This is a genomic window from Devosia elaeis (assembly GCF_001650025.1).
Lineage (GTDB): Bacteria > Pseudomonadota > Alphaproteobacteria > Rhizobiales > Devosiaceae > Devosia > Devosia elaeis.
In genome coordinates this window covers 131,086-156,451 of the sequence record NZ_LVVY01000086.1, presented here as the reverse complement: position 1 = coordinate 156,451, position 25,366 = coordinate 131,086, and the positions used below count along the sequence as shown (strand labels likewise).

At 63.3% G+C, this 25,366-nt stretch carries 20 protein-coding genes; 12 read left to right on the top strand and 8 right to left on the bottom strand.

What is annotated here, in order from left to right:
* Window positions 1–166: 166 nt before the first annotated feature.
* The 3 genes from A3840_RS19060 to A3840_RS10900 all read left to right on the top strand — a co-directional run bounded on the left by A3840_RS19060 (window position 167) and on the right by A3840_RS10900 (window position 1,437).
* A complete protein-coding gene (locus tag A3840_RS19060; protein WP_082903813.1) occupies window positions 167–454 on the top strand; it encodes a DUF2188 domain-containing protein in 288 nt (95 codons plus the stop codon).
* A gap of 167 nt (window positions 455–621) precedes the next feature.
* Complete coding sequence (locus A3840_RS10905; RefSeq protein WP_067456192.1) at window positions 622–957, top strand: hypothetical protein; 336 nt, start codon at window positions 622–624, stop codon at window positions 955–957.
* Window positions 958–1,125: 168 nt separating this feature from the next.
* On the top strand, window positions 1,126–1,437 hold the full coding sequence (locus A3840_RS10900; protein WP_131798301.1) for a hypothetical protein: 312 nt from the start codon (window positions 1,126–1,128) through the stop codon (window positions 1,435–1,437).
* A gap of 111 nt (window positions 1,438–1,548) precedes the next feature.
* Here A3840_RS10900 and A3840_RS10895 read toward each other — a convergent pair whose 3' ends face one another.
* Window positions 1,549–2,532, bottom strand: a complete 984-nt coding sequence (locus tag A3840_RS10895) for a LysR family transcriptional regulator (protein ID WP_067456186.1) — start codon at window positions 2,530–2,532, stop codon at window positions 1,549–1,551.
* Between the two features lie 160 nt (window positions 2,533–2,692).
* Here A3840_RS10895 and A3840_RS10890 point away from each other — a divergent pair, with 160 nt between their 5' ends.
* The 8 genes from A3840_RS10890 to A3840_RS19710 all read left to right on the top strand — a co-directional run bounded on the left by A3840_RS10890 (window position 2,693) and on the right by A3840_RS19710 (window position 11,231).
* A complete protein-coding gene (locus A3840_RS10890; RefSeq protein WP_067456182.1) occupies window positions 2,693–4,270 on the top strand; it encodes an ABC transporter substrate-binding protein in 1,578 nt (525 codons plus the stop codon).
* Between the two features lie 62 nt (window positions 4,271–4,332).
* Complete coding sequence (locus tag A3840_RS10885; protein ID WP_067456178.1) at window positions 4,333–5,313, top strand: ABC transporter permease; 981 nt, start codon at window positions 4,333–4,335, stop codon at window positions 5,311–5,313.
* Window positions 5,310–6,251: an ABC transporter permease gene (locus A3840_RS10880; RefSeq protein ID WP_067456175.1), complete on the top strand. Its 942-nt coding sequence runs from the start codon at window positions 5,310–5,312 to the stop codon at window positions 6,249–6,251. The genes A3840_RS10885 and A3840_RS10880 overlap by 4 nt, the downstream gene beginning before the upstream one ends.
* Window positions 6,248–7,219 (top strand): ABC transporter ATP-binding protein, encoded by a 972-nt coding sequence (locus A3840_RS10875; RefSeq protein ID WP_067456173.1) that lies wholly within the window; start codon window positions 6,248–6,250, stop codon window positions 7,217–7,219. The genes A3840_RS10880 and A3840_RS10875 overlap by 4 nt, the downstream gene beginning before the upstream one ends.
* A complete protein-coding gene (locus tag A3840_RS10870; protein WP_067456170.1) occupies window positions 7,216–8,214 on the top strand; it encodes an ABC transporter ATP-binding protein in 999 nt (332 codons plus the stop codon). The genes A3840_RS10875 and A3840_RS10870 overlap by 4 nt, the downstream gene beginning before the upstream one ends.
* Window positions 8,215–9,282, top strand: coding sequence for an alpha/beta hydrolase family protein (locus tag A3840_RS10865; RefSeq protein ID WP_067456167.1), 1,068 nt, complete (start codon window positions 8,215–8,217; stop codon window positions 9,280–9,282). It begins immediately after the preceding gene.
* A gap of 296 nt (window positions 9,283–9,578) precedes the next feature.
* Window positions 9,579–10,943 (top strand): FAD/NAD(P)-binding protein, encoded by a 1,365-nt coding sequence (locus A3840_RS10860; RefSeq protein WP_067456164.1) that lies wholly within the window; start codon window positions 9,579–9,581, stop codon window positions 10,941–10,943.
* A gap of 138 nt (window positions 10,944–11,081) precedes the next feature.
* Window positions 11,082–11,231, top strand: coding sequence for a hypothetical protein (locus A3840_RS19710; protein ID WP_165603168.1), 150 nt, complete (start codon window positions 11,082–11,084; stop codon window positions 11,229–11,231).
* Window positions 11,232–11,330: 99 nt separating this feature from the next.
* On the opposite strand, the gene A3840_RS10855 is transcribed toward A3840_RS19710, so the two are convergent.
* From A3840_RS10855 to A3840_RS10840, 4 genes are all read right to left on the bottom strand, one after another.
* The gene (locus tag A3840_RS10855) at window positions 11,331–12,713 is read right to left on the bottom strand and encodes a sensor histidine kinase (RefSeq protein ID WP_082903811.1); all 1,383 of its coding nucleotides are present in this window, start codon (window positions 12,711–12,713) and stop codon (window positions 11,331–11,333) included.
* A complete protein-coding gene (locus tag A3840_RS10850) occupies window positions 12,710–13,384 on the bottom strand; it encodes a response regulator transcription factor (RefSeq protein ID WP_067456158.1) in 675 nt (224 codons plus the stop codon). Before A3840_RS10850 ends, A3840_RS10855 begins: the two co-directional genes overlap by 4 nt.
* Before the next feature lie 116 nt (window positions 13,385–13,500).
* Window positions 13,501–16,614, bottom strand: coding sequence for an efflux RND transporter permease subunit (locus tag A3840_RS10845; RefSeq protein WP_067456153.1), 3,114 nt, complete (start codon window positions 16,612–16,614; stop codon window positions 13,501–13,503).
* A gap of 12 nt (window positions 16,615–16,626) precedes the next feature.
* Window positions 16,627–17,799 carry an efflux RND transporter periplasmic adaptor subunit gene (locus A3840_RS10840; protein ID WP_067456150.1) on the bottom strand — a complete coding sequence of 391 codons (1,173 nt, stop codon included), beginning with the start codon at window positions 17,797–17,799 and terminating at the stop codon, window positions 16,627–16,629.
* Window positions 17,800–18,082: 283 nt separating this feature from the next.
* Here A3840_RS10840 and A3840_RS10835 point away from each other — a divergent pair, with 283 nt between their 5' ends.
* The gene (locus A3840_RS10835; RefSeq protein ID WP_067456146.1) at window positions 18,083–20,587 is read left to right on the top strand and encodes a PIG-L family deacetylase; all 2,505 of its coding nucleotides are present in this window, start codon (window positions 18,083–18,085) and stop codon (window positions 20,585–20,587) included.
* A 188-nt stretch (window positions 20,588–20,775) separates the two neighbouring features.
* Here the strand turns inward: A3840_RS10835 and A3840_RS10830 are convergent, their stop codons facing one another.
* From A3840_RS10830 to A3840_RS10820, 3 genes are read right to left on the bottom strand one after another with little or no spacing between them, the layout of a single operon-like run.
* On the bottom strand, window positions 20,776–21,666 hold the full coding sequence (locus A3840_RS10830; RefSeq protein WP_067456143.1) for a DMT family transporter: 891 nt from the start codon (window positions 21,664–21,666) through the stop codon (window positions 20,776–20,778).
* Window position 21,667: 1 nt separating this feature from the next.
* Window positions 21,668–24,034, bottom strand: coding sequence for a PIG-L family deacetylase (locus A3840_RS10825; RefSeq protein ID WP_067456141.1), 2,367 nt, complete (start codon window positions 24,032–24,034; stop codon window positions 21,668–21,670).
* A gap of 30 nt (window positions 24,035–24,064) precedes the next feature.
* Complete coding sequence (locus tag A3840_RS10820) at window positions 24,065–25,288, bottom strand: ROK family protein (protein ID WP_067456386.1); 1,224 nt, start codon at window positions 25,286–25,288, stop codon at window positions 24,065–24,067.
* Window positions 25,289–25,366: the final 78 nt, after the last annotated feature.

Here is a 25,366-nt window from a genome sequence, read left to right as displayed (position 1 = left end):
AATGCAAAGTGATGAAGGTTGGTGAAAGCCAAAAATTAAGACTACGAATCTGGGGGTCAGGAGTTCGAATCTCTTCGGGCGCGCCATTTGTTTTCAAGCACTTAGGTCTGTCGGGCCGTAGCCCTTGATATTGGTTTGCCACACTGGTGCCACAGTGAGACAACCGATGGCAAATATCCGTAATCGCAACGGCCGCTGGCAGGCGCAGGTCCGCCGGCAAGGCAGCGATACACTTACCAAGACATTTCCGACTCGAAAGGAAGCCCTCGCTTGGGCGAGGTCTCAGGAACATCAGATCGACAACGGTCGTGCCGTCGTGCGGCCGCAGTCAGACAAAGCCACCTTGGGCGATCTCCTCGATCGCTACCGTAGCAACATCACGCCGAATAAAAAAGAGCCGACGTGGAGAGGTATCGGATCGGCAAGATGCTGCGCCACCCGGTCTCTGCACTAGTGGCGACTATCTGGCATCCTATCTCACGGACGAACTCCTGTTGATCTCCGTGATGTCGACCGCAAGGACGGACGCGCTCGCTCGGGAAGTGTGGACCTTTGCGAAAGAGCAGTTGGATTGGACAGGCTCCGGTCACCGCTGCAAATGCTCTGCCAGCTGCGCGAAACATGCTTTGGGATTTGGGCAATGCAAGTCTCCATCTGAGCGGGTCGGACGGTCTTTCACTCCTACTGGAGTGGTGGTCCCAATCTGACATCGGCGAGTTCGCCGATATCGCGTTGGCGATGGCTCAGGACGAAAGCATCAGCCTAAGTCCTTGGCGCGACGGCGCAAGGCTATTGACGTTGATATTGGAACTGCATGGCAGCGGTTACTTCGATCCGGTCCGGCGGGCTAACGAGCTGATCAATATGCTGGACGATCTCGTGGCTGGTCTATTCGACGACTCCGACGATCTGCGTGCAATGTCCGATCTTCGAAGGCGCGAAATTCTACTCTCCTAAGCTGCGGTCGGCCTCGCACAAGGCGATCATGCAGGAGTTCAGCAAGGCGGAGAGGTCATCTCCGAAATCAGTTCCGAGTCCAGTATCGAGGAGCATGCCGACGCTCTGAGGCGACTGGCGACCCATGCCCTTGTTCCAAATTCCGTGTTGTCGCTGGCACTGAGCCACGTGGACGATTGGCTGGACGTCGATGCTGCCATGGAAATGGCTTTGGCCGGCCAGCGCAAGGGCAGTATCGAAACCATTAAGGACGACGGGATGATCCTCGCGACGCAAACCTGCAGCGCTATGATGTTGGATATGTTCGACGTCGATGTGGCGCGTATCACGCCAGCCGCAGTTGAATCGACTGCCTGTCAGCTGCGTGCGGCATTAAAAACAAGCGTAAGAAGAAGTAGACATCTCCGCGATCGAAAGCCTTGGGCTCCTGCCCGTCAACCTGACCGAGCCCGTGCGCTTGCCGATCAAGTGTTCCTTTAGACATCCATACAGGATGGGATGCATCACCCGTTGGGAGCCTCGATCATCTAGTCGCATGAGATATGATATCAATGCCCGATCGCTGATGCCTGAGTTCTTGGTGAAGCTGCTTCATCCTTCCAGATTATGGATCCCTTCGAAATCTCTGGAGAGATCAGACACTGTTTCCACTATGGCCTGCAGAAATATCTCTGCTTCGGCACTCATTTCCCCGCCCTTTTCAAGCAATAGTCCGAACTGGTTGCGAATGGCCGGGCGAAAGGGACGGATGACCAGGTTCGAGTCAGGGTATCCTCGCGCCACTATGGCATCGAGTACGGTTACGCCCAAGCCAGCCGAGGTGAAGGCGCAAGCCCCTGTCAGGGCGCCTGTCTCGACCAACCCGATGAGATCGACGCCAACTTTGCGGAAGCTGTCCACGATCTCGAAGCGCTCTTCATGGCGGCGGGAGAGCAGGATGACCACCTCATCGCGCAGGTCGGCCGGATCGAGACTGTCAAGCGCCACCAGCCTGTGCCCCTTGGGGAGCACGCAGACATATTCGCTGGTCATCAGCGGTTTCACATCTAGGCCGCGATGCGTCGCCGGAAGGCGGGCGATCGTGAGATCCCATTCCCCAGATGCGGCATAATCTATGGCGTCGCGCGTGGGCAGAAATTCGAGGGTGACGCCGATGCCAGGATGGCTCTTGCGCAAGCGGGCCAGCGCCTGCGGCACGATGTTGACCACAAAGCTCTGCGGCAGGACCACGTTGAGCCAGGCGCTCGACTTAGTGTGAAGGCGATTCGCCGTACTCGACAATTGCTCGATTGAGTTGAAGGTGCGATCCACCTCGGCGAAAAATTTCCGGGCATCCTGCGTGGGCACGAGCCGCTTGTGGATTCGCTGAAACAGCGTCACGCCAAGTTCGTTTTCGAGGCCTATGATAAGGTTGCTCACCGTGGGCTGAGACAGGCCCAGGGCATGCGCCGCCGAGGTGATCGATCCATTGCGAACGACTTCGCGAAATGCTTGCAGCTGCCGGATTTTAATCCGCATGACCGCAGTTCTCCCCATGCTTTGCAGGGCCTGCCGCCGGCCGGCCACCACAGGCATTTTACACATTTCTCCACCCGCGCGGAAATGACGGAAAATCTTAGGTCGAGCCTCCGCAGAAACCCTTTTTCAGTTCTCAAATGATGTCATTTGAGAAATAAATGATTGATCCAAAAGGACTTTTGGATTTCACCCTTCAGCAGGAAGGGAGAATTCCGATATGAATAAACTTGTTGCAGCCTCGTTGACCGCCCTCATGCTTGCCATGGGTTCGTCGTCGGCAATGGCCGAGAAGATCACCTGGTCTTATTCGGCCGACCTCGCGTCCCTCGACCCACACGCCTACGACAATACTTTCAATCTCGGCGTGCTCGGCAATGTCTACGAGGGCCTGATCGAGCGTGGTCCGAACATGGAGATCATCCCGGCCCTGGCGACGAGCTGGGAAGTGGTCGAGCCGACCCGGTGGCGCTTCCACCTGCGCGAGGGCGTGACCTTCCACGAGGGGCAGGCCTTCACGGCCGATGACGTCGTCTTCGCCGTCGAGCGCTCGCTGTCCGCCGGCTCGGTGATCAAGGGCTCGAAGATGTCGAGCGTCATCGGTGCCGAAAAGGTGGATGACTACACCGTAGACATCCTGCTCAATGCGCCCAGCCCCATCCTCATCAACAATTGGGGCAATTGGTACATCCTCTCCAAGAGCTGGGCTGAAGAAAACGGCATTTCCGCATCGCCGACCACGGAAGAGATGCAGAAGGCATATTCGGCGACCCATGCCAACGGCACTGGTCCCTATAAGGTCCAGTCACGCCAGCCCGACGCAAAGACCAGTTTCGTGCGCAATGACGATTGGTGGGGCGAGTTCGAGGGCAATGTGACCGAGGTGGATTTCCGCCCGATCGGCTCGGCGGCGACGCGCACGGCAGCCCTGTTGTCCGGCGAGATCGATCTGGCCATCGGCCTGCCGATCCAGGATCAGGATCGTGTCGAAAGCGCCCCGGATGTGCATCTGCTGTCCGGTCCGGAACTGCGTGTCGTCTTCCTGGGCTTCGATGTCGATGCCGAGGCCCTGCCCGAGAGCAATCTGGACACGAACCCGCTGGCCGACCGCAATGTGCGCGAAGCGGTCTATCGCGCCATCAACACTGATGCGATCCAGCGCGTGATCATGCGCGGCAAAGCCCTGCCCACCGCCGCCATGGTGCCGGCCGAGTTCCACGGCTTTCCCAAGGATCTGGAGCGCTATCCGTTCGACCTCGACCGCGCCAAGGAATTGATGGCGGCGGCGGGCTATGCCGATGGCTTCTCCACCGTCATGGAATGTCCCAACAACCGCTATGTAAACGACGAGGCCATCTGCACCTCCATCGTCTCGATGCTGCAGAAGATCGGCATCACGGTCGAACTCGACACCATGCCCATGGCGCAATATTCGCCGCGCATTCAGGACAAGGACGTGCGGCGCGGAATTTATTTCCTGGGCCTCTCCCCCGGCAATATCGATGCCAATGGGCTGATGCAGGAACTCGTCCATACGCGCGAAGGCAATTGGGGCACGTTCAATGCCGGCCGCGTCGCCAATGACGAGCTCGATGCCATCATCGAGGCTGCCGTCAGCGAGGGCGACATCGCCAAGCGGGATACGCTTCTGGCTCAGTCGCAGCAGATCCTGCACGACGAGGTCTATTTCGTGCCGCTGCACCAGCAGACGCTGTCCTGGGGCGTCAAGGACGATATCGACCTGATCCAGCGCCCCGACGATGTGTTCGTCTGGAAATACGCCACCGTCAACAACTGAGCCAGGGCTCAGGCGCCTCCGCCGCGCATGCGGCGGAGGCGCGTTGCTTGAGAGGAAGAGCAATGCTCCGCTATACGCTGCGCCGCGTGCTGCAGGCCATTTTCGTCATGCTGAGCGTTGGATTCATCTCCTTCAGCATGTTCACCTTCGTGGGTGACCCCATCCTGCACATGATCGGCACGGAAGGCACTGCCGCCGACCGGGAAGCACTGCGCAATGCGCTGGGCCTGAACGATCCGCTGATCGTTCAATATGTATCATTCCTGGGCAAGATGCTCACCGGCGATTTCGGCATCTCCTATCGCCTCTCCATGCCGGTGTCTGACCTGATCGTCGAGCGCCTTCCGGCCACGTTGGAGCTCGCCGCCTGCGCCATCGCGCTGTCCATCATCATCGGCATTCCCCTAGGCATCTTCACGGCCATCCGCCGTAAAAGCTGGGTGTCGCAAGGGATATTGATGGGCTCGCTGGTGGGAGTGTCGCTGCCCACCTTCGTCATCGGCATGTTCCTGATCCTGATCTTCTCGGTCAATCTTGGCTGGCTTCCCGCCTTCGGTCGAGGCGAAACGGCGATGGTCGGCAACTGGTCCACGGGCTTCCTCACCACAAGCGGCTTGCGCTCGCTGATCCTGCCCTCGATCATGCTGGCCTTCTTCCAGACCACCCTGATCATCCGCCTGGTTCGGGCGGAAATGCTCGAGGTTCTTGAGCAGGAATATATCCGCTTCGCCCGTGCCCGCGGCCTTTCGGACCGCGTCATCTGGTTTGGCGAGGCGCTCAAGAACACGCTGGTGCCGGTGATGACCATTGTCGGGCTGCAGATGGGCTCGGTCATCGCCTTCTCCATCATCACCGAGACCGTGTTCCAGTGGCCGGGCCTGGGCCTGTTGTTTATCCAGGCGGTCGAGAACGCCGATATTCCGGTGCTGGCAACCTATCTTGTCCTCGTCTCGGCCTTCTTTGTCGGCCTCAACCTCCTGGTCGATCTCCTCTATTACCTCGTCGATCCCCGCCTGCGCGGCGGCCAGGGAGCCCCCAAATGAGCGACGCCACTTCTCCGCGCCGCGGCCCGGCCGCTGCCTTGTCCCGCTTTTTCGATGGCGATTTGTGGTACAATTTCCGTACTTCGCCGCTCGCCGTCATCGCTGCGATCATCTTCTTCGGCTTGAGCCTTGCGGCGATTTTCGCGCAGTTCGTCGCCCCGCATAATCCGTTCCTCGCCCCCGACCTGATGGACGGCATGATGCCGCCCATGTGGGAAAGCGGCGGCAGCCAGACCTTCCTCCTGGGTACCGACGATCAGGGACGCGACGTCCTTTCCCTGATCCTGCATGGCATGCAGGTCTCGCTCTTTGTCGGCCTCGCCGCCGTTCTTCTGTCTGTGGTGCTTGGGGTGACGCTGGGCCTGATCGCCGGCTTTTTCGGCGGGGTGGTCGATGCGGTGATCATGCGTATCGCCGACATCCAGCTCAGCTTCCCCAATATCCTTGTCGCCCTGTTGATCGACGGCATGGTGAGCGCCAGCTTTGGGCGCGCCACCCAGGCCGCGCTGGCGCTGCCGGTTCTGGTCCTGGCCATCGGTCTTTCAGACTGGGTGCAATATGCTCGCACCGTGCGCGCCTCGACTCTGGTGGAGCGGCGCCGCGAATATGTGCAGGCCGCCCGCATCATGCATATTCCATCCGTCATCATCCTGTTCCGCCACATCCTGCCCAATATCATGGGACCGGTGGTCGTCATCGGCACGCTCGGCCTGGCCCACGCCATCATCGCCGAAGCTACCTTGTCCTTCCTCGGCGTAGGCCTGCCGCCGACCCAGCCGAGCCTGGGCACCCTGATCCGCACCGGCAACGATTATCTGTTCTCCGGCGAATGGTGGATGACGGTCTTTCCGGCCGTGACCCTGGTTCTGTTGTCGCTGTCGGTCAATGTGTTCGGCGACTGGCTGCGCGACGCGCTCAACCCGAGGATCGGCAAATGAGTGCCTTGCTCGAAATACGCAATCTCTCCGCGACCTTTGCGACGCGACGCGGCATCGTCAGCGCCCTGTCCAATATCGATCTGTCGCTGGCGCCCGGTGAAATCCTGGCCTTGGTCGGAGAATCCGGTGCGGGCAAATCCCTGGCCAGTTCCTGCATCAACGGCCTTTTGCCGCGAAATTGCCGGATCAGCGAAGGCGAAGTGCTGCTGGAAGGCCAGCGCATCGACAATCTCTCCAACAAGCAGATGGAGAAAATTCGCGGCGCGCAGATCGGGACCATCTTTCAGGACCCGCTGACCAGTCTCAACCCGCTCTATACTGTCTGCCAGCAGATCACGCGCACGCTGCGGGCGCACCGTTATATCTCGGACGCCGATGCGCAAAAGCGCGCACTCGAGCTGCTGGAGGAGGTCGGCATTCCCGGTGCCGCGCAGCGGCTCCACGCCTATCCGCATGAATTCTCGGGCGGCATGCGTCAGCGGGTGGTCATTGCCATGGCCCTGGCTCTACGCCCGAAACTGATCATCGCCGACGAGCCGACAACGGCGCTCGATGTCTCCATCCAGGCGCAGATCCTGGAATTGCTCCGGCGTCTCAGCAAGGATCACGGCGCCTCCGTTATCCTGGTGACCCATGACATGGGCGTGGTGGCCGAGACCGCCGACCGCGTCGCGGTGCTTTATGCCGGCCGCATTGCAGAAACCGGTCCGGTGGCCGACGTGCTGCTGCGCCCGGCGCACCCCTATACGCAAGGTTTGTTGGGCTCGATTCCCTCTATGGAACGCAAGCTGGCCCGGTTGCCGCAAATTCCCGGCTCCATGCCGGGCCTCACCGCCATTCCCCAAGGATGTGCCTTCAATCCGCGCTGCCCACGCACAGCCGATGTGTGCAGGCAGGTTCGACCAGAAGCACATCTTGCCGGCGCGCGTCGTGTGTTCTGTCACTTTGCCGAGGAGTTGGCGTCATGACGCAAGCCGATCCGGTGCCGACCGGCTTTGATCTGCAGGCTTCGGGCCTGCGCAAGACCTATGACCTCGCGCCTGGCCCGGGCCGCCCGAAGGGGCAGCAGGTGCACGCGGTTCGCGACGTATCCCTGACCCTGCGACCCGGCCGGACCACCGCATTGGTGGGCGAGAGCGGCTGTGGCAAATCGACTATTGCCAAGATGCTCGTTGGCCTCGAGAGCATTTCCGGCGGTGCCGTCCGGCTCGATGGCGGCCCGCTCGACAGCCAGGCGGCGCGCAAGAAGGCATGGGATGCCAAGCGGCGCATCCAGATGGTGTTCCAGGATCCCTATGCCAGCCTCAATCCGCGCTGGCGCGTTTCCAGGATCATCGCCGAAGCCCTTGCGGCCTCGGGTCTCAGGGGCGGTGCCGCGATCAAGGCGCGGACGCTGGAAATCCTGTCCCAGGTCGGGCTGCCCGAAGTGGCGGCGGACAAGTTCCCGCACGAATTCTCCGGTGGCCAGCGCCAACGCATATCGATCGCGCGCGCCCTTGCCTGCGAACCGCAATTCCTGATCTGCGACGAGCCGACATCGGCGCTCGACGTTTCGGTTCAGGCGCAGATTCTCAACCTTCTCAAGGATTTACAGGATCGTCACGCGCTGGCTTACCTGTTGATCACCCACGATCTCTCGGTCGTCCACCACATGGCCGATCACGTCGGGGTCATGTATCTGGGAATGCTGGTGGAGGATCGCTCGGCAGCCGACCTGTTTTCACAGCCGCTGCATCCCTATACGCAGACGCTGCTCGAAACGATCCCGCGCGCCGATCAGCCGGGCCGTGAGCCGCCTCGTCTCAGCGGCGAAGTGCCCAATCCGCTCAATCCGCCCTCGGGCTGTCCATTTCATCCGCGCTGTGCTGCCGCCAATGACCGCTGCCGCGCGGAGCAACCCCAAGCCATTGCCGTTTCCGGCGGGACCGTGTCCTGCCATGCCGTAGAAGAAGGCCGTCTTTGAATGTGTGATCACTGCTCCACCCAATTCGTATTCGACCCGCAGGATCTGCATTTCAACCTGATGGAAGTCGCCCCGCGCCGGTTGGCTTTCGATGGCCAGGACGCCTCGGATGAATGGGCATCCGCCCTGCGCGGGAAGGTTAGCGAATTGCTGCGCATGCCTGCCTATCCGCACGATGCGCCGGCGATTTCTTTCCGCGGTGAAGCGCAGGATATGGGCGATCACATCCGGCGCGAACTGGTGTTCGAAGCCGAGCCCGGCGCGCATGTCCCCGTCACCATGCTGACGCCCAAGGATGGCAAAGGTCCCTGGCCGGTCATGATCTGCCTTCAGGGGCATACGACCGGCCGCCACATCTCGATGGGCGAGGCAAAATATCCCGGCGACGAGAATTCGCTTGGCGGCGACCGCGACTTTGGCCTGCAGGCCGTGCGCCGCGGATTTGTGGCGCTGGCGCTCGAACTGCGCGCCTTCGGGGAACGCAATGACAGTCGCCCCGACCCGGTGCGCCGCACGCATGAGCTGGCGCGCAACGACGACAACCGCACGTGCAAGCACAGTGCGATGACCGCATTGCTGCTGGGGCGCACGCTGTTGGGCGAGCGGGTTTTCGACGTGCGCCGGATATGCGACGCCATTGAACAGATCCCGGAACTGGATGCCGATCGCATCTATCTCATGGGCCAGTCCGGCGGTGGCACTGTCGGATGGTATGCCGCAGCCGTGGAGCCCCGCCTCAGAGGCGTGATGCTCGCCTCGTTCTTCGGAACGGTCACCGGCACGATCGGCCGTATCGACCATTGCACCGACAATTACCTGCCCGACATGCTGACCTGGTTCGATTTCCCCGATATCGCCGGCGCTTTCGGAGACACCAAGGTGCTGGTGGTCATGGGACGCCAGGACCCGCTATTTCCCCAAGCGAGCGTGAAACAGGCAGCAGAACACGTGCGTTCGATCTTTTCGGCGCAGGCGCGCAGCGATGCCTTCGATCTTCGCTTCGGCGAGGAAGGCCATCGCTTCTACGCCGCCGTTGGCTGGCCAAGGTTTCTTGAAATGGTCAAGTAACCAAGCTCTCATCGGCAGCAGTTGGCGTTCGAAATGGGCGCGTTCCTGATCGGCGGCTCACTACCCATTGCCGTCTTCGATCTGCTCAACGATGCATCAGTTCTTCCGTTGCCAGGGCATGGACCTGTTCCGATGAACCGCGTGGCCTCGCCTGTTCGACCCGCCGCCCGGCTTGGACGACGAACTGGCCCAGCAGGTTGTGGATTGGATGGATAGCCGCAAGACGCAAATGCGGGTATCGAACCTGCCGGGATCAACCCGTTGACCGACGATCTTGGATATAGGGACAGGCTGCCATGACTTCGAATAACCAGCAATCGGTGGTGATCGTCGGCGGCGGCGCCAGTGGTGTTCTGGTTGCATCGCAATTGTTGCGTAGCCCCGATCCGGATCTGCGCGTAACGCTGATCGAACGCCAGGGCCGTTTTGGGCAGGGTCTCGCTTATTCGGCTCAGCATCGCAATCATCGCGTCAATGTTCCTGCACGCGGCATGAGTGCCTTTCCCGACGATGCGGAGCATTTCTGGCGCTGGCTGCAGCGCAAGGAGCCCGGCCAACACCCGTCCTCATGGACCTTCGTGCCGCGCCGGCTCTATGGCGTCTATCTTGAAGATGTGCTCCGGGAGGCCGCGGACCGCATCCCCGGCCGGCTTGTTGTCCTGTCCGAGGAGGTCCTCGCCGTGAACGAGACGCGAAAGGGCGTCGAGGTCGTTCTGGGCAATGGCGCGAGCCTGGCCGCCCGCACTGCAGTCCTCGCGGTCGGTCACGAGACGCAACCGGCGCGCGGCAAGGGCATCGCCGTCCATGCGGGATCGGATCGCGATACGCCGCTCGATCCGAGCGCCCATGTGATGATCCTGGGGTCCGGGCTCAGCATGGTCGATGCCTGGGTTTCCTTGTCCGACGCCCGGCACACGGGACCCATTACCGTTGTGTCCCGCAATGGGCTCGTGCCGAGAGGTCACCTGGACGTTGCTCCGCTCGATATCGATGCGGCGGTTATTCCTTTCGGCGCCGGCCTGGCCTCTTTGACGAGATGGTTCAGGTCCCTGATCCGTGCGGCGGAGAGCCAGGGGCAGGATTGGCGCAGCGCGGTAGATGGACTTCGCCCATATAATCAGCGCCTTTGGCAGAGCTGGCCCGAGCGGGAAAAGCGTCAATTCCTGCGCCACGTGCGGCCCTGGTGGAACACGCACCGTCATCGGCTGCCGCCCGAATTGCAGGAGGGATTGCTGCGTTCCATTGCCAGCGGTCAGGTGAAACTGGTCGCCGCTGAATTCATCGACATCGAGCGCGCTGACGACAAGGTTCGCGCCATTATCCGCCCACGCTCGACGAGTCTGCGCCAGGTCATGGACGTCGCCCGCGTCTATGATTGCGGCGGCGTGACGGTCGATGTCCGCGCCAGTGCCAATCCCGTCATCCAGCACGTCATTCGGACAGGCATGGCCCGGCCCGATGCGATGCGTATCGGGCTCGACGTCGATGAACATTGCGCCCTGATCGGGGCGGATGGCGCGGTGTCGAGGCGCATTCACGTTGTCGGTCCTCTAACCCGCGGGCGCTTTTTTGAGATCGAGGCGATCCCGGATATCCGCGTTCAGAGTGCCGCCCTGGCCCAAACCATTCTTCACCAGGAAGCGGGCTCGGGCGAGACCTGAGCCGGTTCTCCTCGTTCGCCAGTCGACTTGCCTAGCTCTGCAAAATTTAATGATTTCAAAGGCATCCGTAATGTTCGGGACAAGGTTCACGCAATGTTGGGGGATTACATTGGCAGCGTTGAACGAAAGGAATGTCGTATGAAAAAGGTAGCAGCACTTTTGGTTGGTCTGACGCTTGTTGCCGGGGTTGCCGCTCCGGCCTTCGCTCAGAGCACCTGGAAAAATTGTCCCTTCCAGGACTCTTCGCTGTGCAAGGTCGAATCGATCGGGTCGCTTAACAACGACTGATATCCGGTCGCGGATCCTGTAATGCCGGCCCCCTGTCCCGGGGGCCGGCATACTTATTTGCCGAACCCACGCACGGTGAGCAGTTTCGGGTCCGGCAGGCTAGGATGCGGATATCTCGGGCTTGCCCGGCCAAGCTTGGAACCGGATCGCGAATTCGGCGCCGCCGGTCGCCGACGCTCCTACCGATATGGCGCCGCGATGCTTTTTGACGATGGCCTCGACTAAGGTGAGGCCGAGACCGGCCCCCGACCTTGACGGCCTCACCCGATAAAAAGGCTCAAAAATCCGGGCCCGATCCGTTTCAGGAATGCCCGGCCCATCGTCCGAAACGGTGACTGCTCCATTTGCGGAAACCTTGACACGGATGCTGCCGCGATTTTCGGCATGGCTGATCGCGTTGCGCGCCAGATTAGTAATTGCCCGCTCGACGCTCACACTTTCCCCCAAGATGAGAACCGGTGCGGAGGGGGCCTCCAGCTCCAATTGGTAGCCGGCCGCTGCTGCGAGCGGGGCCAGATCGGCGACGACTTCGGTTCCGATGGCGACCAGATCGACGGCCTCCAGCCTTTGCTCGCTCAGGTCGAGCCGCTGCATATCCAGCAATTGCGTTGTCAGCGCCGACAGGCGGACGACATCGGATAAAAGGTGGTCCTGCCCCTCGAAGGGTTGAGCGGTTTCTATCCGGGCTGTCAGCACGGCAAGGGGCGTGCGAAGCTCGTGCGCCGCGTCGGCGAGGAAGCGTTCACGAAGGGCATGGGCATCGTCGAGCCGTTCGAGCGCTTCGTTGACTGCATGGACCAGCGTCAGCACTTCCGCCGGCAGGCCTTGTTCGGGAATCCGGATGCCGCGTTGACCGATATTGATCGTGCCGGCGGCCTTGGCGGCCGCGTCCAGTCCGCGCATTTCACGGTTTATGAAGCGGGGGATCGCGATAATACTGGCGAGAGCGAGGAAGAAAAAGATCGCCAGCATGACGGCCAGGCTGATCGAGGGGATGAGTTTCGACAATCCCAAGGTCGGCCCGCCGGAGAAAGCCAGCTTGACTGGGCCTCCGGGATAATCGAGCGAACGAACCACCAGGTTGGCGGTTCCTCCATTGTTATCCATGAGGATTTCGAGCGAGACGAGATGGTCCAATGCCGGCCGGATGCGGTCGGGTTCGGAAGGCACCTGGCCGAAGCTGATTTCCTGCCCATCGGCGGTCCCCGCGATGAACCAGAAATCCGGATGCTCTGCAGCCATGTCGCTCAGGGACGGCGTCGGCTGCAAAAGCAAGATCCGATCGATGCCGAAATGCACTGACTCGCCGATCGCCGCCATGACCGAGGGGGCCGGGGGGTGTACGTTTCGGGTTCCGGACATGGCCGGCAATACGATCATGGGGATCAGGACAAGCACGAAGCAGGCGGTCAGCGTGATCAATTGCACCACGATCATCCGTCGCGTCAGCAATTGGGTCAGGCGCTTGCTTCTCCCTTTCATTTCATTTCCCGAAGCAGGTAGCCGACACCGCGGACCGGGTGAATTTCCACGTTTGCCCCCATGTCCGCAAGCTTGCGCCGCAGGCGCGAAATGATTGCCTCCAGGGAATTGGACTGGATTTCGTCATCCGCGCCATACATGCTTTCTTCGAGACTCGACCGGCGCAGGGTCTGGCCCGCCCGACGCATCAAGGCCTCGAGCGCCAGGCGCTCGCGCCGTTGCAGAACCAGTGGGTGCCCGTCGACTTCGGCTTCTCCTCCGAGCACGTCGAACGAGACATTGCCGAAAGCAATCGCCTGATCCTGCATCTGGGTGGGCCGCCGCAGAACGGCCCGCATTCGCGCCACCAGCTCCTCTATGAGGAAGGGCTTGGCAAGATAATCGTCGGCGCCCTGTTCCAGTCCATGGATGCGATCGAGGGGTTTCCCCAGGGCCGAAATGACGATCACGGGGACGCCGGGACGACGCTGGCGGAGCATCGGGATCAGTTCGATTCCATCGCCATCGGCCAATTGACGGTCGAGGAGCACGACATCGTGCTCGATCAGGGCAAGAGCCTCCTCCGCCATTGCCACCGTGCTGACGAGATCGACGACGAAGCCTTGTCGTTCGAGCGCCGTGCGGACCATGGAAGCAAGGTCCGGTTCATCTTCTACCAATAGGGTCCGCATGTCTTTTGCATGCCATGCATGGTTAAGCCTGACAACTGCATGGCTGCCAGCATCTATAGGCGCAGGTCAGGCAATGTTGTGGCAATGTCGCCGGGTTAGGCTGGCAGCGCCCCCCTTCACACTTGCGACGGCTCGTTCAGGGCGTCGTCCAGTTCCTTTTCCAGCCGCACCTCTTCTTCCGCCTTGGGTTTGGAGAAGCGGGCAAGCAGCAGATAGGCGACGGGGGTGAGATAGAGGGTCGATATGGCGGCGAAGGAGAGGCCGCCGACAATGACCCAGCCCAGGGCGGCGCGGGCTTCGGCGCCGGCGCCCGAGGCCAGGACCAGGGGCACGCCGCCGATGATCGTCGCCAGCATGGTCATCATGACCGGGCGCAGCCGGATATTGGAGGCGTCCTCGATGGCCCGCCGCACCGGCAGGCCCCTTTCGCGGAGCTGGTTGGCGAATTCGACGATGAGAATGCCGTTCTTAGCCATGATGCCGACCACCAGAACCAGCCCGATCTGGCTGAAAATATTGAGAGAACCGCCGGTGACCAGGATGGCGTAGAGCCCTGCTGCCAGCCCGAAGGGCACCGTGGTCATGACGATGATGGCGCTCCAGAAGCTTTCGAACTGGGCGGCCAGCACCAGCAGGATGATGACCAGGGCGAAGCCGAACGTGACGAAGAGCGCGTTATTGGCTTCGCCCAGCGTTTTCGCTTCCGCCAGCGGCAGGATGGACGTGCCTTCGGGCAGGAGCGGCGCGGCGATCCGTTGCAATTCGGCATAGGCGTCACCCAGGGCCAGACCCTCCTCGAGGCTTGCGGTAACGGTCACGGCGCGGCGCTGGGCCTCGCGGCGCAAGGAGGGCGGTACGGCGGATTCGGTGATGGTGGCGATGGTGGACATGGGCACGTAGCGGCCATCGCCGGTGCGCACGAAGAGGGTTTCGAGGTCGCGCGGATCGTTGACCGGATGGGTGGTCGAGACCAGGCGCACCGAATAGGAGGTGTCGTTGATGAAGATATTGCCCACCTGGCTGCCGTCGATCATCGCCTGCATGGTCGTGGCGAGGCCGTTGATGTCGATGCCCAGGGCGTCGGAGCGGGCGCGGTCCACAGTCAGGGTCAGCTGTGGCTGGGTCGTGTCGAAATTGACATTGACGCGGCCGAAGCGGCCATCCGCTTCCAATTGGTCGGCGATGTTCTCGGCGGTTTCGGCGAGCAGCGCATAATCGGAGCCGGCCACCGCGAATTGCAGGCCCGATCCGCCACCGCGAATGCCCAGGCTATTGCCTTGTCGTACCGAGGCGCGGACGCCGGGCACCTGGGTCATCAGGGTGCTGATCTCGGCGGCGATGTCCTGTTGGCTGCGGCTTCGCTCTTCCCAAGGCGCCAAAGTGAGGGTCATGTTGCCGCCCGTACCCCAGCCCGAAAGCACGAAAAGCGAGGTGGCTTCGCCGCTTTCGATATAGGGCTGGAGCATGGCTTCGACTTGGCCCAGGCGGGTGCGGACGAAATCCAGGCTGACCGTATTGGGCGCGAAGACGCCCACGCTGATCACCGAGCGATCTTCGGGCGGCGTCATTTCCTGGCGGATATTGCCGTAGACGAAGAAGGCCGAGCCGGCGAAAAGCGCCGCCACGAGCAGCACCACGACCGGATTGTGCAGGGCGAGGCGCAGCGTGGTGCGATAGACGCCGCCCACGCTCCTGCCGATGGCTCCGAATATGCCGCCATGGCCGCCCTTGCCGCCATCGTCCCGGAGCAGGCGCGATGCCACCATCGGCCCCATGGAGAGCGCGACGACGGAGGAGAGCAGCACGGCGATGGCCAGGGTGAAGCCGAATTCGCGGAAGAGCTGCCCGGTCTGGCCCTCGAGGAAGGAAAGAGGAACGAAGACGGCAGCGAGGGTGAGCGTGGTGGCGACGACGGCGAAGAACACTTCCTGCGTGCCCAGCACGGCGGCCGCCCTGGGGCCGGCGCCCATATGCTTGCGGCGCACGATATTTTCGAGCACCACGATGGCGTCGTCCACCACCAGGCCCGTGGCCAGCACCAGCGCCAACAGCGTGATGATGTTGAGCGAGAAGCCGGCGAGATACATGCCGGCCACCGCGCCCAGAAGCGCGATGGGCATGGAGATGGCCGGGACGATGACCGCGCGCCAGTCCAGCAGGAACAGGTAGATGATGACGATGACGGCGACCAGCGCGACGATCAGCGCGATCTCCACCTCGTGCAGCGCGCCCTGGATAAAGACGGCATCGTCGCTGGAAATTTGCACGCGGACGCCGGCGGGCAATGTCTGGTTGAGCGTGTCCACAGCGGCGTGAACGGCTTCCGAGATGGCGATGGTATTGGACTGGGCCTGGCGGACAATGCCGAGGCCGATGCCGGGCCGGCCATCGGCGCGGATGGCCGAGGTGCTGGCGGCCGCGTCGAAGACCACGCTTGCCACGTCTCCCAGCCGGGTCCGGTCGCGGATGATGAGATTCTCGAAATCCTCCGGCCGGGTGATTTCGGAAATGGCGCGTACCGAGATGTTCTGGTTGGGGCCATTGATGGAACCGGCCGGCGCGTCGAAGGCGATGGTGGCCAGGGCATTGCGCAGATCGGCGACCGTCAGGCCGCGGCTCGCGAGCTTGACCGGATCGACATCGATCTCGAAACTGGTCTGGCGGGTGCCGTAGACCTGCACCTCGGCCACGCCGTCGATGGCGCTCAGGCGCTCGGCCACGATATTTTCGACCACGTCGCTGAGTTCGGCCACGCTCAGCGTATCCGAGGTGACCGCGAGCTGCATCACCGCCTGCGCGTCGCTGTCGGCCTTGAAGATCATCGGCTCCTCGGCGTCGTCGGGCAGGCTCCGGGTCACCCGGCTCAGCGCGTCGCGGACATCGGAGGTGGCGATGTCGAGATTGGTGCTTTCGGAGAATTCCAGCGTTACGCGGCTGCTGCCCACCGAGGATGAGGAGGAGATGGCGGCGACGCCCTGGATGCGGGCCACGGCCCCCTCCACGATCGCGGTGATTTCGCGGTCCACGGTTTCGGAAGCAGCGCCGGGAAAGCTGGTGGAGATGGACAGGACCGGCCGCTCGACGCTGGGCAGTTCGCGCACTTCGATGGCGAGCAGGGCGGCAAGGCCCGCTACCATGATCAGCGCATTGATGACCACGGCCATGACCGGCCGCCGCACGAAGAGCGTGGCCAGGGCGCCACCGCGTTCATTCTTGCCGGCGATGGACATGGCGGCGTCTCCCTATCTGTTGGCGGACGGGGTTCGGGCGGCCTGCCGTGCGTCGTCGGCGCCCGGGCCTTCGAGGACATTGACCGGCATGCCTTCGCTCAATTGCAGGATGCCCTCGGTGATGATGACATCGCCGGGGGCGAGATCGGCGCGGACCAGGACGCCGTCGCTGTTGCGTTGCACGATCTCGGCCATGACCCGGGTGGCAGCGCCATCCTGGTATTTCCAGACATAGGAACCCTCGGCGGACCACAGGACCGCCAGCGGATTGACCGTCGGATAGTTTTCGCCCGGAAAGCCCAGCGCGACGGAAAAGCTCATGCCCGAACGCAGGGCATTGTCCGGATTGGGAATTTCGGCCTGTACCTGCAAGGTGCGGCTGGCAGGGTCGATGCGATTGTCGATGGCCGAGATGTCGCCGGTGAAATCGCGGCCGGGCAGGGAGACGGCGCTGACACTGACCGGCATGCCGGGGCGGATTTGTGCGGCGTAGCGTTCCGGCACCCAGAAATCGATGAGAATGGAGGACGTATCGTCGATCGTGGTGATGGCGGTCTGGGCAGCGACATAATTGCCGGGCGTGACGCGGATAAGGCCGACCGAGCCGGCAATGGGGCTGGTAATGGTCCGGCGCCCCAGCGCCAGTTCGGCATTGCGCAGCGCTAGTTGGGCATTGGCATGGGCCAGTTCGGCCGCAGCGAGGGCGGTGCCGGCGACCACGTTGGAATTGGCCAGGCCCGTGGTGCGCGCCAGGGTGGCTGCCGCGTCTTCGGCGGCGAGCGCGGCCCTGTCATATTCGATCTGCTCCGCCGCCGAATCGAAGCGGGCAATGACGTCGCCCGCCTCCACCATCTGACCCGGCCGCACCAGCACTTCCGCCAGAGTGCCGGCGCTGGCCGCCATCACGGTGACGGAGCGGGCGGGCGTGCCCTCGCCGATGGCGTTGAGCGTATCGTTGATGGTGGCGCTGGCCACCGCCGCCGTCACCACATTGGTCACGCGGCCGGCAAAACCGCCCATGCGGGGACCGCCCGAGCCGGTGCCGGCTTCGGTCTGCGTCGAAGGGCCGAAGGGCAGCACGATCCCCACCCGGGCCAAGGTGTCGGGCGCACCGGGCACGAGAAACAGCCAGGCAATGCCGGCGGCAAGGAGAATGACGAGCGAGGCCAGGAATTGCCGGATCAAGCCAAACCTCTGGAACGGTTTCGAAACGTGGATGACAGGTTCGTGCGGAACCTAACAGCGGCGGACGGGGAACGACATTACAAAACAGTAATATCGCAAAGCCTTGACCTAAAGACGTTCTGCCCGAGCAAAACCCCTCCGCTCCGAGCCTCTAGCGCCTCATACGAAAGAATCTGATTAACACACTTGAGTTAAGTTAATGGGGTCCGCATAGTCCGTCACATGATCGTCGCAAATGGCCTTGGAGGGTCAGGCTGCGGGCGGTCGTGGAGAGGAAAGACCAATGACACGTTTGACTCGGCGAACTTTTATCGCTTCGGTGCCGCCCCTCTTGGCGGCGACCCAGATTCCCGCCTGGGCGGCTCCGGCCTCCAATCTGGATTTGATTGCGGCTCAGAAGGGTGAGCCCGCCATCGTCAAGCTCTACCGCCAGCTCGAGCGCCTGACGTCAACCGTCACGCTCATGACCACCGGTGCCCATCCGGACGACGAGCCCAGCGGCATGCTGGCGGCCTTGCGCCATGTCTATGGCATTCATCCCGTGCTCTATTGCATCACTCGCGGCGAGGGCGGCCAGAACGCCATCGGCCCCGAACGCGGCTCGGTGCTCGGTGTGCTGCGCACCCGCGAAATGACCGAAGCCTCTCGCGCGCTCGATGCCTCGCTGGCCTTTGGCGGCCAGGGGCATCACGACAGCGTGCACGATTTCGGTTTCTCCAAGGATCCGAACCAGACGATCGACCGCTGGGGCCGCGACCGCGTCATCGAGCGCATGACCTGGGCGTTCCGCTATTACCGCCCGGACGTGATCATGAACTGCTTCCTCGATGTGGGCGGGCAGCATGGCCATCACCGCGCCGCCAATGTCGCGACCTTCGTGACTGCCGAGATTTCCGGCAATCCGGACGAATTCCCCAACCAGATCGCCGCCGGGCTCAAGCCTTGGAGCGTGCCGAAGATTTACCAGCCCGCATGGGGTGGTGGTGGCGGCGTCTATGACGACGAAACCCCGCCGCCGCCGCAGACGCTGGTGGTGCGTGCGCCGGAACGCGACCCGATCTCCGGCGCGACCTTCCCGCAGATGGGCGAATGGTCCCGTTCCTGCCACCTGACCCAGGGCATGGGCTCCTGGCGCCCCGATCCGCAGACCGAATGGCCGCTGAACCTGAGCTGGGCCGCCAATGGCGAAGCCGGCCGGCAGGAAGAGGATATTCGCGACGGCTTGATCGCCACGGTCGGTCATATCGCCGAGCTCGACGGCATGCCGGCTTCGGCAGCGGATGCCCTGCGCAATGCGCATGGTCTCATCGAGGAAGCCATTTCCGACTACGGCGACCCGGTCGCGGTGACCGGGAAACTGGTCGAAATCGGCAAGGCGATTGCCGAAGCCCGCACCAACCTGCCCGAGGAACTGGAATTGCAGGCCGGACATCGCCTCGATCGCAAGATCAAGGAAGTCGACCTGGCGCTGGCGACTGCCGCTGGCATGCATATCCGGGCCTTCACCGATGGCGGCGATCTGCGCCCGGGCCAGGACATCGTGGTCAAGACCATCGTCGATGCGCCGGACAATATCACCGTCGAAGCCGTTGCGGTCGTGGCCCGCGAGGGGATCAGCAGCGAGTCCACCGAAGACGGCGTCAAGGTCAGCATCGCCGCTGATGCCGAGCTCACCAATCCGCTCAACGAGCAGTTCGATCCGCTCGGGGGCAATGGCGATGCCTATGTGCAGCTCACCGCCGACATCAATGGCTACAAGGCGGTGCTGGACATCGACCTCGAAGACGCGCTGCGCGTCCTGCCGGAAGCCTCGCTCGAGCTCAAGCCCGATGCCGTGGTGTTCAATACCGAAACGGAGATCGTTCCGGTGGAGATGACCGCCGTGGTGTCCGGCGCGACCACTGCCGATCTCGATTTCAACCTGCCCGAAGGCTGGTCGATGACGGCGATGGGGGAAACCGGCGCGGAAGCCGGCACGTTCGAGCTGGCGCCGCCGGCGGAACTCGGCACCGAGCGCATCACCATCGCGCCCAAGCTGCTCGACAAGCAGGCCTATGCCATCAATGTGTTCTCCTATCCCCATATCGGGCGTTCAGTCGTGCCGACCGAAGTGGCCGTTCCGGTGCAATCCGTCGGCGCGCTGATCCCGGAAGGGAAGATCGGCTATATCGGGGGCGGCAACGACAATGTCGCCACCTGGCTCAAGCGGCTGGGCGTAGCCCTGACCGAACTGAGCCCCTCGGACATGGAAGCGGGTGCCTATCGCGATCTCGATACCCTGGTCGTGGGCATCTTCTCCTTCGGACGTCGTCCCGATCTGGTCGCGGCGCTGCCGGGCGTGCATGAATGGGTGAAGAATGGCGGTCACCTGGTGACGCTTTATCACCGGCCTTCGGATGGCTGGAACACCGACACGGTGCCTTTGGCCTATCTCAAGATCGGCACGCCATCGATCCGTTACCGCGTGACCGATGCCAATGCGCCGGTAACGGTGCTCGAGGCCGATCATCCGCTGCTCAATTATCCCAATGTCATCACCGAAGAAGACTGGGCCAATTGGGACAAGGAACGCGGTCTCTACTTCGCCTCCGAATGGGATGAGGTCTATAAGCCCCTGCTCGCCATGAGCGATGCGGGTGAAGAGCCGCTGACTGGGTCACTGCTTTCCGCCGAGATCGGCGAAGGCCGCCATACCCATACCAGCCTCGTCCTGCACCACCAGCTGGACAAGCTGACCCCGGGCGCTTTCCGGATCATGGCCAATCTGATCCAGCCAGCCAAGCGCTGAGCCAGGCTTCCGGTCCGCGGCAACCTCCCGTCGCGGGCCGTTTAGGCCGCGCATCGATAGCGGCAAAGGCCTCCGATCCTCTCCGGGATCGGGGGCCTCTTCTTGTTATGAAACGTCGTTTGGAGTTTTGGGCGAACAATAGTCCTCAGGGTGAGGTCTATTGGTGCTTCCGCGGAACTTGAAACGGCCTACGAAGCTGGATCATCCGCCGGCGCGATCCGCTGCGGCCGCCTCCGATCCAGCCGTGCGGTCAGGGCGAGGGCGAAAAGGATGACGGCGATGCCAACCAGCGTGGTCCAGGCCGGTACTTCGCCGAAGGCGAGATAGCCGGCCAGGCTGGCCATGACGATGGACAGATAGCCCAGCGGCGCCAGCACATTGGCGGGTGAGGACTGATAGGCGCGCAGATAGCAATATTGCGCGATCTGGGCGATCACGCCGATGCCGAGCAGCAGGGGCCAGGAATGCGGCGCAACCGGTTGCCAGGCGATGGCGGCGGGGATGGCGGTGAAAAGCGTGATGCCGATTGTATAGAACACCATCAATATGGTGGTGTTCTCATCCTTGAGGGCGCGCGTCTGCACCGTGGCCAGCGATCCGAAGAGGACGGCGGCCAGGGCCGCCAGGATGCCGGCGCTCCAGGCCATTTCGCCCGGCGCCACCATGATCAGGACGCCGGCAAAGCCTATGGCCGCGCCGACCCAGCGCCAGGGCCCGGAACGCTCGCCCAGCATGAATGTCGCCAGGGCCAGCACGACCAGCGGCCGCATGAAGCCGATGGCGTTGGCCAGTGCCAGGGGCAGGGCGGTCAGCGCGGCGAAATTGGCATTGAGCGCTGCCGTATTGCAGAAGACGCGGAAGGCATGGCGCCCCCATTGCCGGGTCTGCCGCAGGGCATACCGATGCCGCCAGGCCATGGGCAGCACGCTCACCAGGCCGACGAGGGAGCGGATGAACACCATCTGCACGGCCGGATAGTCGGCGCCGCCGAGCTTGACCAGGACGGTCATGATCGTGACCAGGCTCATGTCGCATAGCAGCCAGGCCATGCCGATATTGGGCGCGGCGGCTTTGGGCATATCAGGCTGGCTGCAGCAGGTTGGCCATGATGCGGAAGGCGCCGGGCACCAGACGGTCGAGCTGATGGTGCAGGACAAGGCTGGTATGGGTATGGCGGCCTTTTCCGATCTCGGCGGAGAGTAGCGACCCGGTCAGCGGCTCCTCACCTGCATCGTTCATGGCGAGCAGAGGTCTGTAGACCTCATCCCATTCCGACGCGAAATAGAGACCACGCTCCTTGTCCCAGCCGGCAAAATCTTCTGCCGTGATGCGGTTCGGTCCCGTCAGCAACTTATGGTCGGGTTCCAGCAGCGTCACCGCCGCCGTCGGATCGGTAACCCGCCAGCGCAGCGAGGGCGAGCCGATGACCAGGCGCCGTGCCGGCGTGCGGTCCGGATCCCACCTATCGCTGGGGCGATGATAAAGGGTCACGAGGTGGCCACCGGCCTCGACCCAGTCGCGCAGTCGCGCATTGGCGGCGGCAAGGTCGGGGCGGTTGCCATAGGCGAAGATGCCGACGACGATCGTATCCAGATCGGCCAGGCTGCCGCCGAGCGCTTCCGCATCGAGGATGGTCGGGCGGGCACCCATGCGCTCCAGCCAGTGGCCGACCCGGTCGCTGCCGCCGCCGATATAGCCGATGCGTGCTTCGGGCAGGTTGAGATCGAGCGCCAGCACGTCCAGGGTCAGTGGGCGGACAAAGCGCGTGCGGCCGATATGCGGATAGGCGATGGGGGTCACCACATGGGCCGGACGGCCATCGACCGCAACCGGCAGGCTATGGCGGCCGGCCTGCAGGTCCGGCCCGGCGGCCAGCACGATTTCGGTGCCTTGCCGTTCCAGTGCCAGGCCGGCGGGCGTGCCGAGGGTGAGCCGGGCCGCATCGATCCCGGGCTTGGTCGCGACCACATGCCGGCCCTGGGCCGGAAGCGGCAGGATGATGGCTTCCGGTGAGAGGCGCAGCGCGTGCGGCGGCGCCACTTGCAGCGGCTCCTCTGTATCCACCATGAAGGCGACGTGCTCGCCGCCTAATTCGGCACGTACCATCACCGAGAGCGCGCCATTGCCGCCCAGGCTCTGCCAATCCGGCGCGAAGCTATTGGTGACAGGCGCGTCGGCGCGGACCCGGATCGGCAGGACGAGCTGCGAATCGGGCATTCGATGCGGCTCGATCGGTTCGAGCAGGTCGTTTGTCATCGGCTCGACGGTGATGGTTTCGGCCAGGCCCGGGTCCGCCTCCACGATCAGCTCGAGCGCGGCACCGGGGACGATATCGGCGGATGAGAGGCTCGCCATGATGCGGATATTGGCCGCGGAGGCCATGGCGGTGTCGATCTCGGCCAGCTTGCGGGTGAGGCGATGGTCATGCAGAGCGAGAGCCGCATCGCTCATCCGATCCTGGGCCGCCCGGATGGCGCGGCGTGCGCCGGCCAGATTGTCCAGAACTTTGCCAGCGTCCGGAAAGGCGGCCAGCGCGGCTGCCATGGCCTCGTCGGCCTCGGCCAATTCGTCGAGATCCACCAGGTCAGCGAGGCAGTTCGGCAGGCCCTGGCCGATGGCGTTTTCGGGCTTGCCGCCCACCAGGTGCAGCGCCCAGGATTGCTCGGCGGGGTGTAGCCAATGGCCCATGTCCTGGCTGGCATGGCCGGCACGGGAAACCTCGCCGAGCCGGTCATAGGGTAGGCCAGTGGCCGGGTCGGCGCCTAGCGCCCGGATATAGGTGGTGGCCGGGGGCGGCGGCACCTCGTCGTCATAATAGCCATTGCCGCCACCCGACCAGGCCGGCAGGTAATATTTGGCGACTTTCCAGGGGCGCAATCCCTCGGCGGCGTGTTCGGGAAAGGCGGTTGGGTCGGCGGCCAGGGCCAGGGCGGCTTCGGCCGCCTGGGTCATGGCGCGATGGTGGCCGTGTTGCCCGGGTACGTCGAGAAAGGTGGGGATGACGATATCGGGGCGGAATTGCCGATAGGCGCGGACCAGCCGTTCGAGCGTCCGCTCTTCGCCCCAGCGTGCCAGCGTGTCCGGGCCGGATTTGGAAAAGCCGAAATCATGCACCGGATCGTCCGGCCCGTGGCCGAGCCAGGCGATATCGGCATCGATGGCGCGGGCGGCCTCTTCCATCTCGCGCGACCGCAAAACGCCCAGCGCGCCGCCGCGTTCGGGGCCGAGAATGTTCTGGCCGCCTTCGCCGCGCGTCGAGCAGGCGATCACGATGCGCATGCCGTGCTGGTGGCGCAGGGTGGCCAGCATGCCGTTCTGCTCGTCATCAGGATGCGCGCCGGTATTCATCACGGTGAGCGGCGAGCCCAGCCGGCCCAGGGCGTGGCGAAAGGCGACGAGGTGGGGTGTGGCGGCCTGGCGGCGGAGTCGGTCGCGGCTGGAAAGCATCAGCACATCTCCGGATCGGGAATAGGAAGGTCAGTTGGCCGGATCGGCAACGCTGAGATGGGGCGAGACGGTGTCGAGCAGCGGCAGGGCGGCCGCGCCCAGGGCGGCGGTCAATTGCCCGGTCTGTCCGCGCAGCACCCGGGGCAGCGAGCGTTGCAGGCGCGTGGCGACGGAGACCGGCAGGGGATCGAGCGCGGCGATCACCGCATTCAGCACCGAATCGGGCAGGCCGCCGCCAAAGATCACCGTTTCCGGATCGAAGATGTTTTCAAGCATGGCGACGGTCGGGGCCAGGTGATCGGCGGCCAGGGCGATCCAGTCCTTGAGGGTCTGGTTGTTCTCGTCGTGCAGTTTCTGGATGTCTTCGACCGTCGCGGCATAAATGCCGGCCATGGCCAGCCGCTCGCGCAGGGCGAAGACGGAAACGAAGCGTTCCAGCGCGCCGGCGGGTCCGTAAATGCCCTTGCCCTTGCGCGGCGTCAGCCCGATATGGCCGATTTCGCCGGCATTGCCGAAGGCGCCGCGCACCGGTCTTCCGTCCTGGATGACGCCCAGGCCCAGCCCGACGCCGAAATAGAGATAGCAGAAATTGCCCAATTGCCGGCCGGCGCCGTAGAGCCGTTCGCCGACCACGGCGGCAGTGGCGTCGTTTTCCACAACCACGTGCTGGCCTGTCGCCTTGGCGAAAAGCGGGGCGGGGTCCACGCCGGTCCAGCCGGGCAGGGTGGCCGGACCTACCGAGCTCATGCCTTCGATCTCGAAGGGGCCGGGCATGACCACGCCGATGCCCAGGAGCTTGCTGCTATCGGCGCCAAGCGTGGTCTGCAATTGGCGCACCTGGCTGGCCGCCAGCTCTGGCACCGCATCGGGTCCCGGGTCTGCGAGGGCGACGATGGACTGGCCGCGAACGCCCCCGGACAGGTCCAGCAGCACGGTCACCATATGGTCTGCCGCGACCTCGATGCCGGCGGTCAGCGGTCCATTGGGATTGACAGCGAACTGGATGGGCGGCTGGCCGCGGCCGGAGCGGAGCCGGCCCAGCTCGATGAGCAGGCCTTCTTCCAGCAATTCCTCGACGATATTGGCCACGGCCTGGGGTGTCAGCTGGGCGCGCCGGGCAATTTCAGTGCGGCCCAGATGCTCGTGCATGCGGATGACTTCGAGCACCACACGCCTGTTGTGGGCGCGGTTGCGCTCGGGGTTGGAGCCGATGGCGACGCGCTGGCGTAGGGTTCGCTTGCTGCGACTGTTCACTGTCCGGCCCTCCAACCTCACGCTTATACGACGTGGAGAAACCAGACTAGCCGCGAAACAGAATAACTCAAGTAGATT

What these genes read in the sequence shown, in the direction of transcription:
- A3840_RS10870 (WP_067456170.1), top strand. Translation starts at nt 7,216, where the DNA reads ATGACGCAAGCCGATCCGGTGCCGACCGGCTTTGATCTGCAGGCTTCG.
- A3840_RS19710 (WP_165603168.1), top strand. Translation starts at nt 11,082, where the DNA reads ATGAAAAAGGTAGCAGCACTTTTGGTTGGTCTGACGCTTGTTGCCGGG.
- A3840_RS10885 (WP_067456178.1), top strand. Translation starts at nt 4,333, where the DNA reads ATGCTCCGCTATACGCTGCGCCGCGTGCTGCAGGCCATTTTCGTCATG.
- A3840_RS10830 (WP_067456143.1), bottom strand. Translation starts at nt 21,666, where the DNA reads ATGCCCAAAGCCGCCGCGCCCAATATCGGCATGGCCTGGCTGCTATGC.
- A3840_RS10890 (WP_067456182.1), top strand. Translation starts at nt 2,693, where the DNA reads ATGAATAAACTTGTTGCAGCCTCGTTGACCGCCCTCATGCTTGCCATG.
- A3840_RS10865 (WP_067456167.1), top strand. Translation starts at nt 8,215, where the DNA reads ATGTGTGATCACTGCTCCACCCAATTCGTATTCGACCCGCAGGATCTG.
- A3840_RS19060 (WP_082903813.1), top strand. Translation starts at nt 167, where the DNA reads ATGGCAAATATCCGTAATCGCAACGGCCGCTGGCAGGCGCAGGTCCGC.
- A3840_RS10905 (WP_067456192.1), top strand. Translation starts at nt 622, where the DNA reads ATGCTTTGGGATTTGGGCAATGCAAGTCTCCATCTGAGCGGGTCGGAC.
- A3840_RS10895 (WP_067456186.1), bottom strand. Translation starts at nt 2,532, where the DNA reads ATGCCTGTGGTGGCCGGCCGGCGGCAGGCCCTGCAAAGCATGGGGAGA.
- A3840_RS10880 (WP_067456175.1), top strand. Translation starts at nt 5,310, where the DNA reads ATGAGCGACGCCACTTCTCCGCGCCGCGGCCCGGCCGCTGCCTTGTCC.
- A3840_RS10855 (WP_082903811.1), bottom strand. Translation starts at nt 12,713, where the DNA reads ATGAAAGGGAGAAGCAAGCGCCTGACCCAATTGCTGACGCGACGGATG.
- A3840_RS10845 (WP_067456153.1), bottom strand. Translation starts at nt 16,614, where the DNA reads ATGTCCATCGCCGGCAAGAATGAACGCGGTGGCGCCCTGGCCACGCTC.
- A3840_RS10860 (WP_067456164.1), top strand. Translation starts at nt 9,579, where the DNA reads ATGACTTCGAATAACCAGCAATCGGTGGTGATCGTCGGCGGCGGCGCC.
- A3840_RS10875 (WP_067456173.1), top strand. Translation starts at nt 6,248, where the DNA reads ATGAGTGCCTTGCTCGAAATACGCAATCTCTCCGCGACCTTTGCGACG.
- A3840_RS10825 (WP_067456141.1), bottom strand. Translation starts at nt 24,034, where the DNA reads ATGCTTTCCAGCCGCGACCGACTCCGCCGCCAGGCCGCCACACCCCAC.
- A3840_RS10850 (WP_067456158.1), bottom strand. Translation starts at nt 13,384, where the DNA reads ATGCGGACCCTATTGGTAGAAGATGAACCGGACCTTGCTTCCATGGTC.
- A3840_RS10835 (WP_067456146.1), top strand. Translation starts at nt 18,083, where the DNA reads ATGACACGTTTGACTCGGCGAACTTTTATCGCTTCGGTGCCGCCCCTC.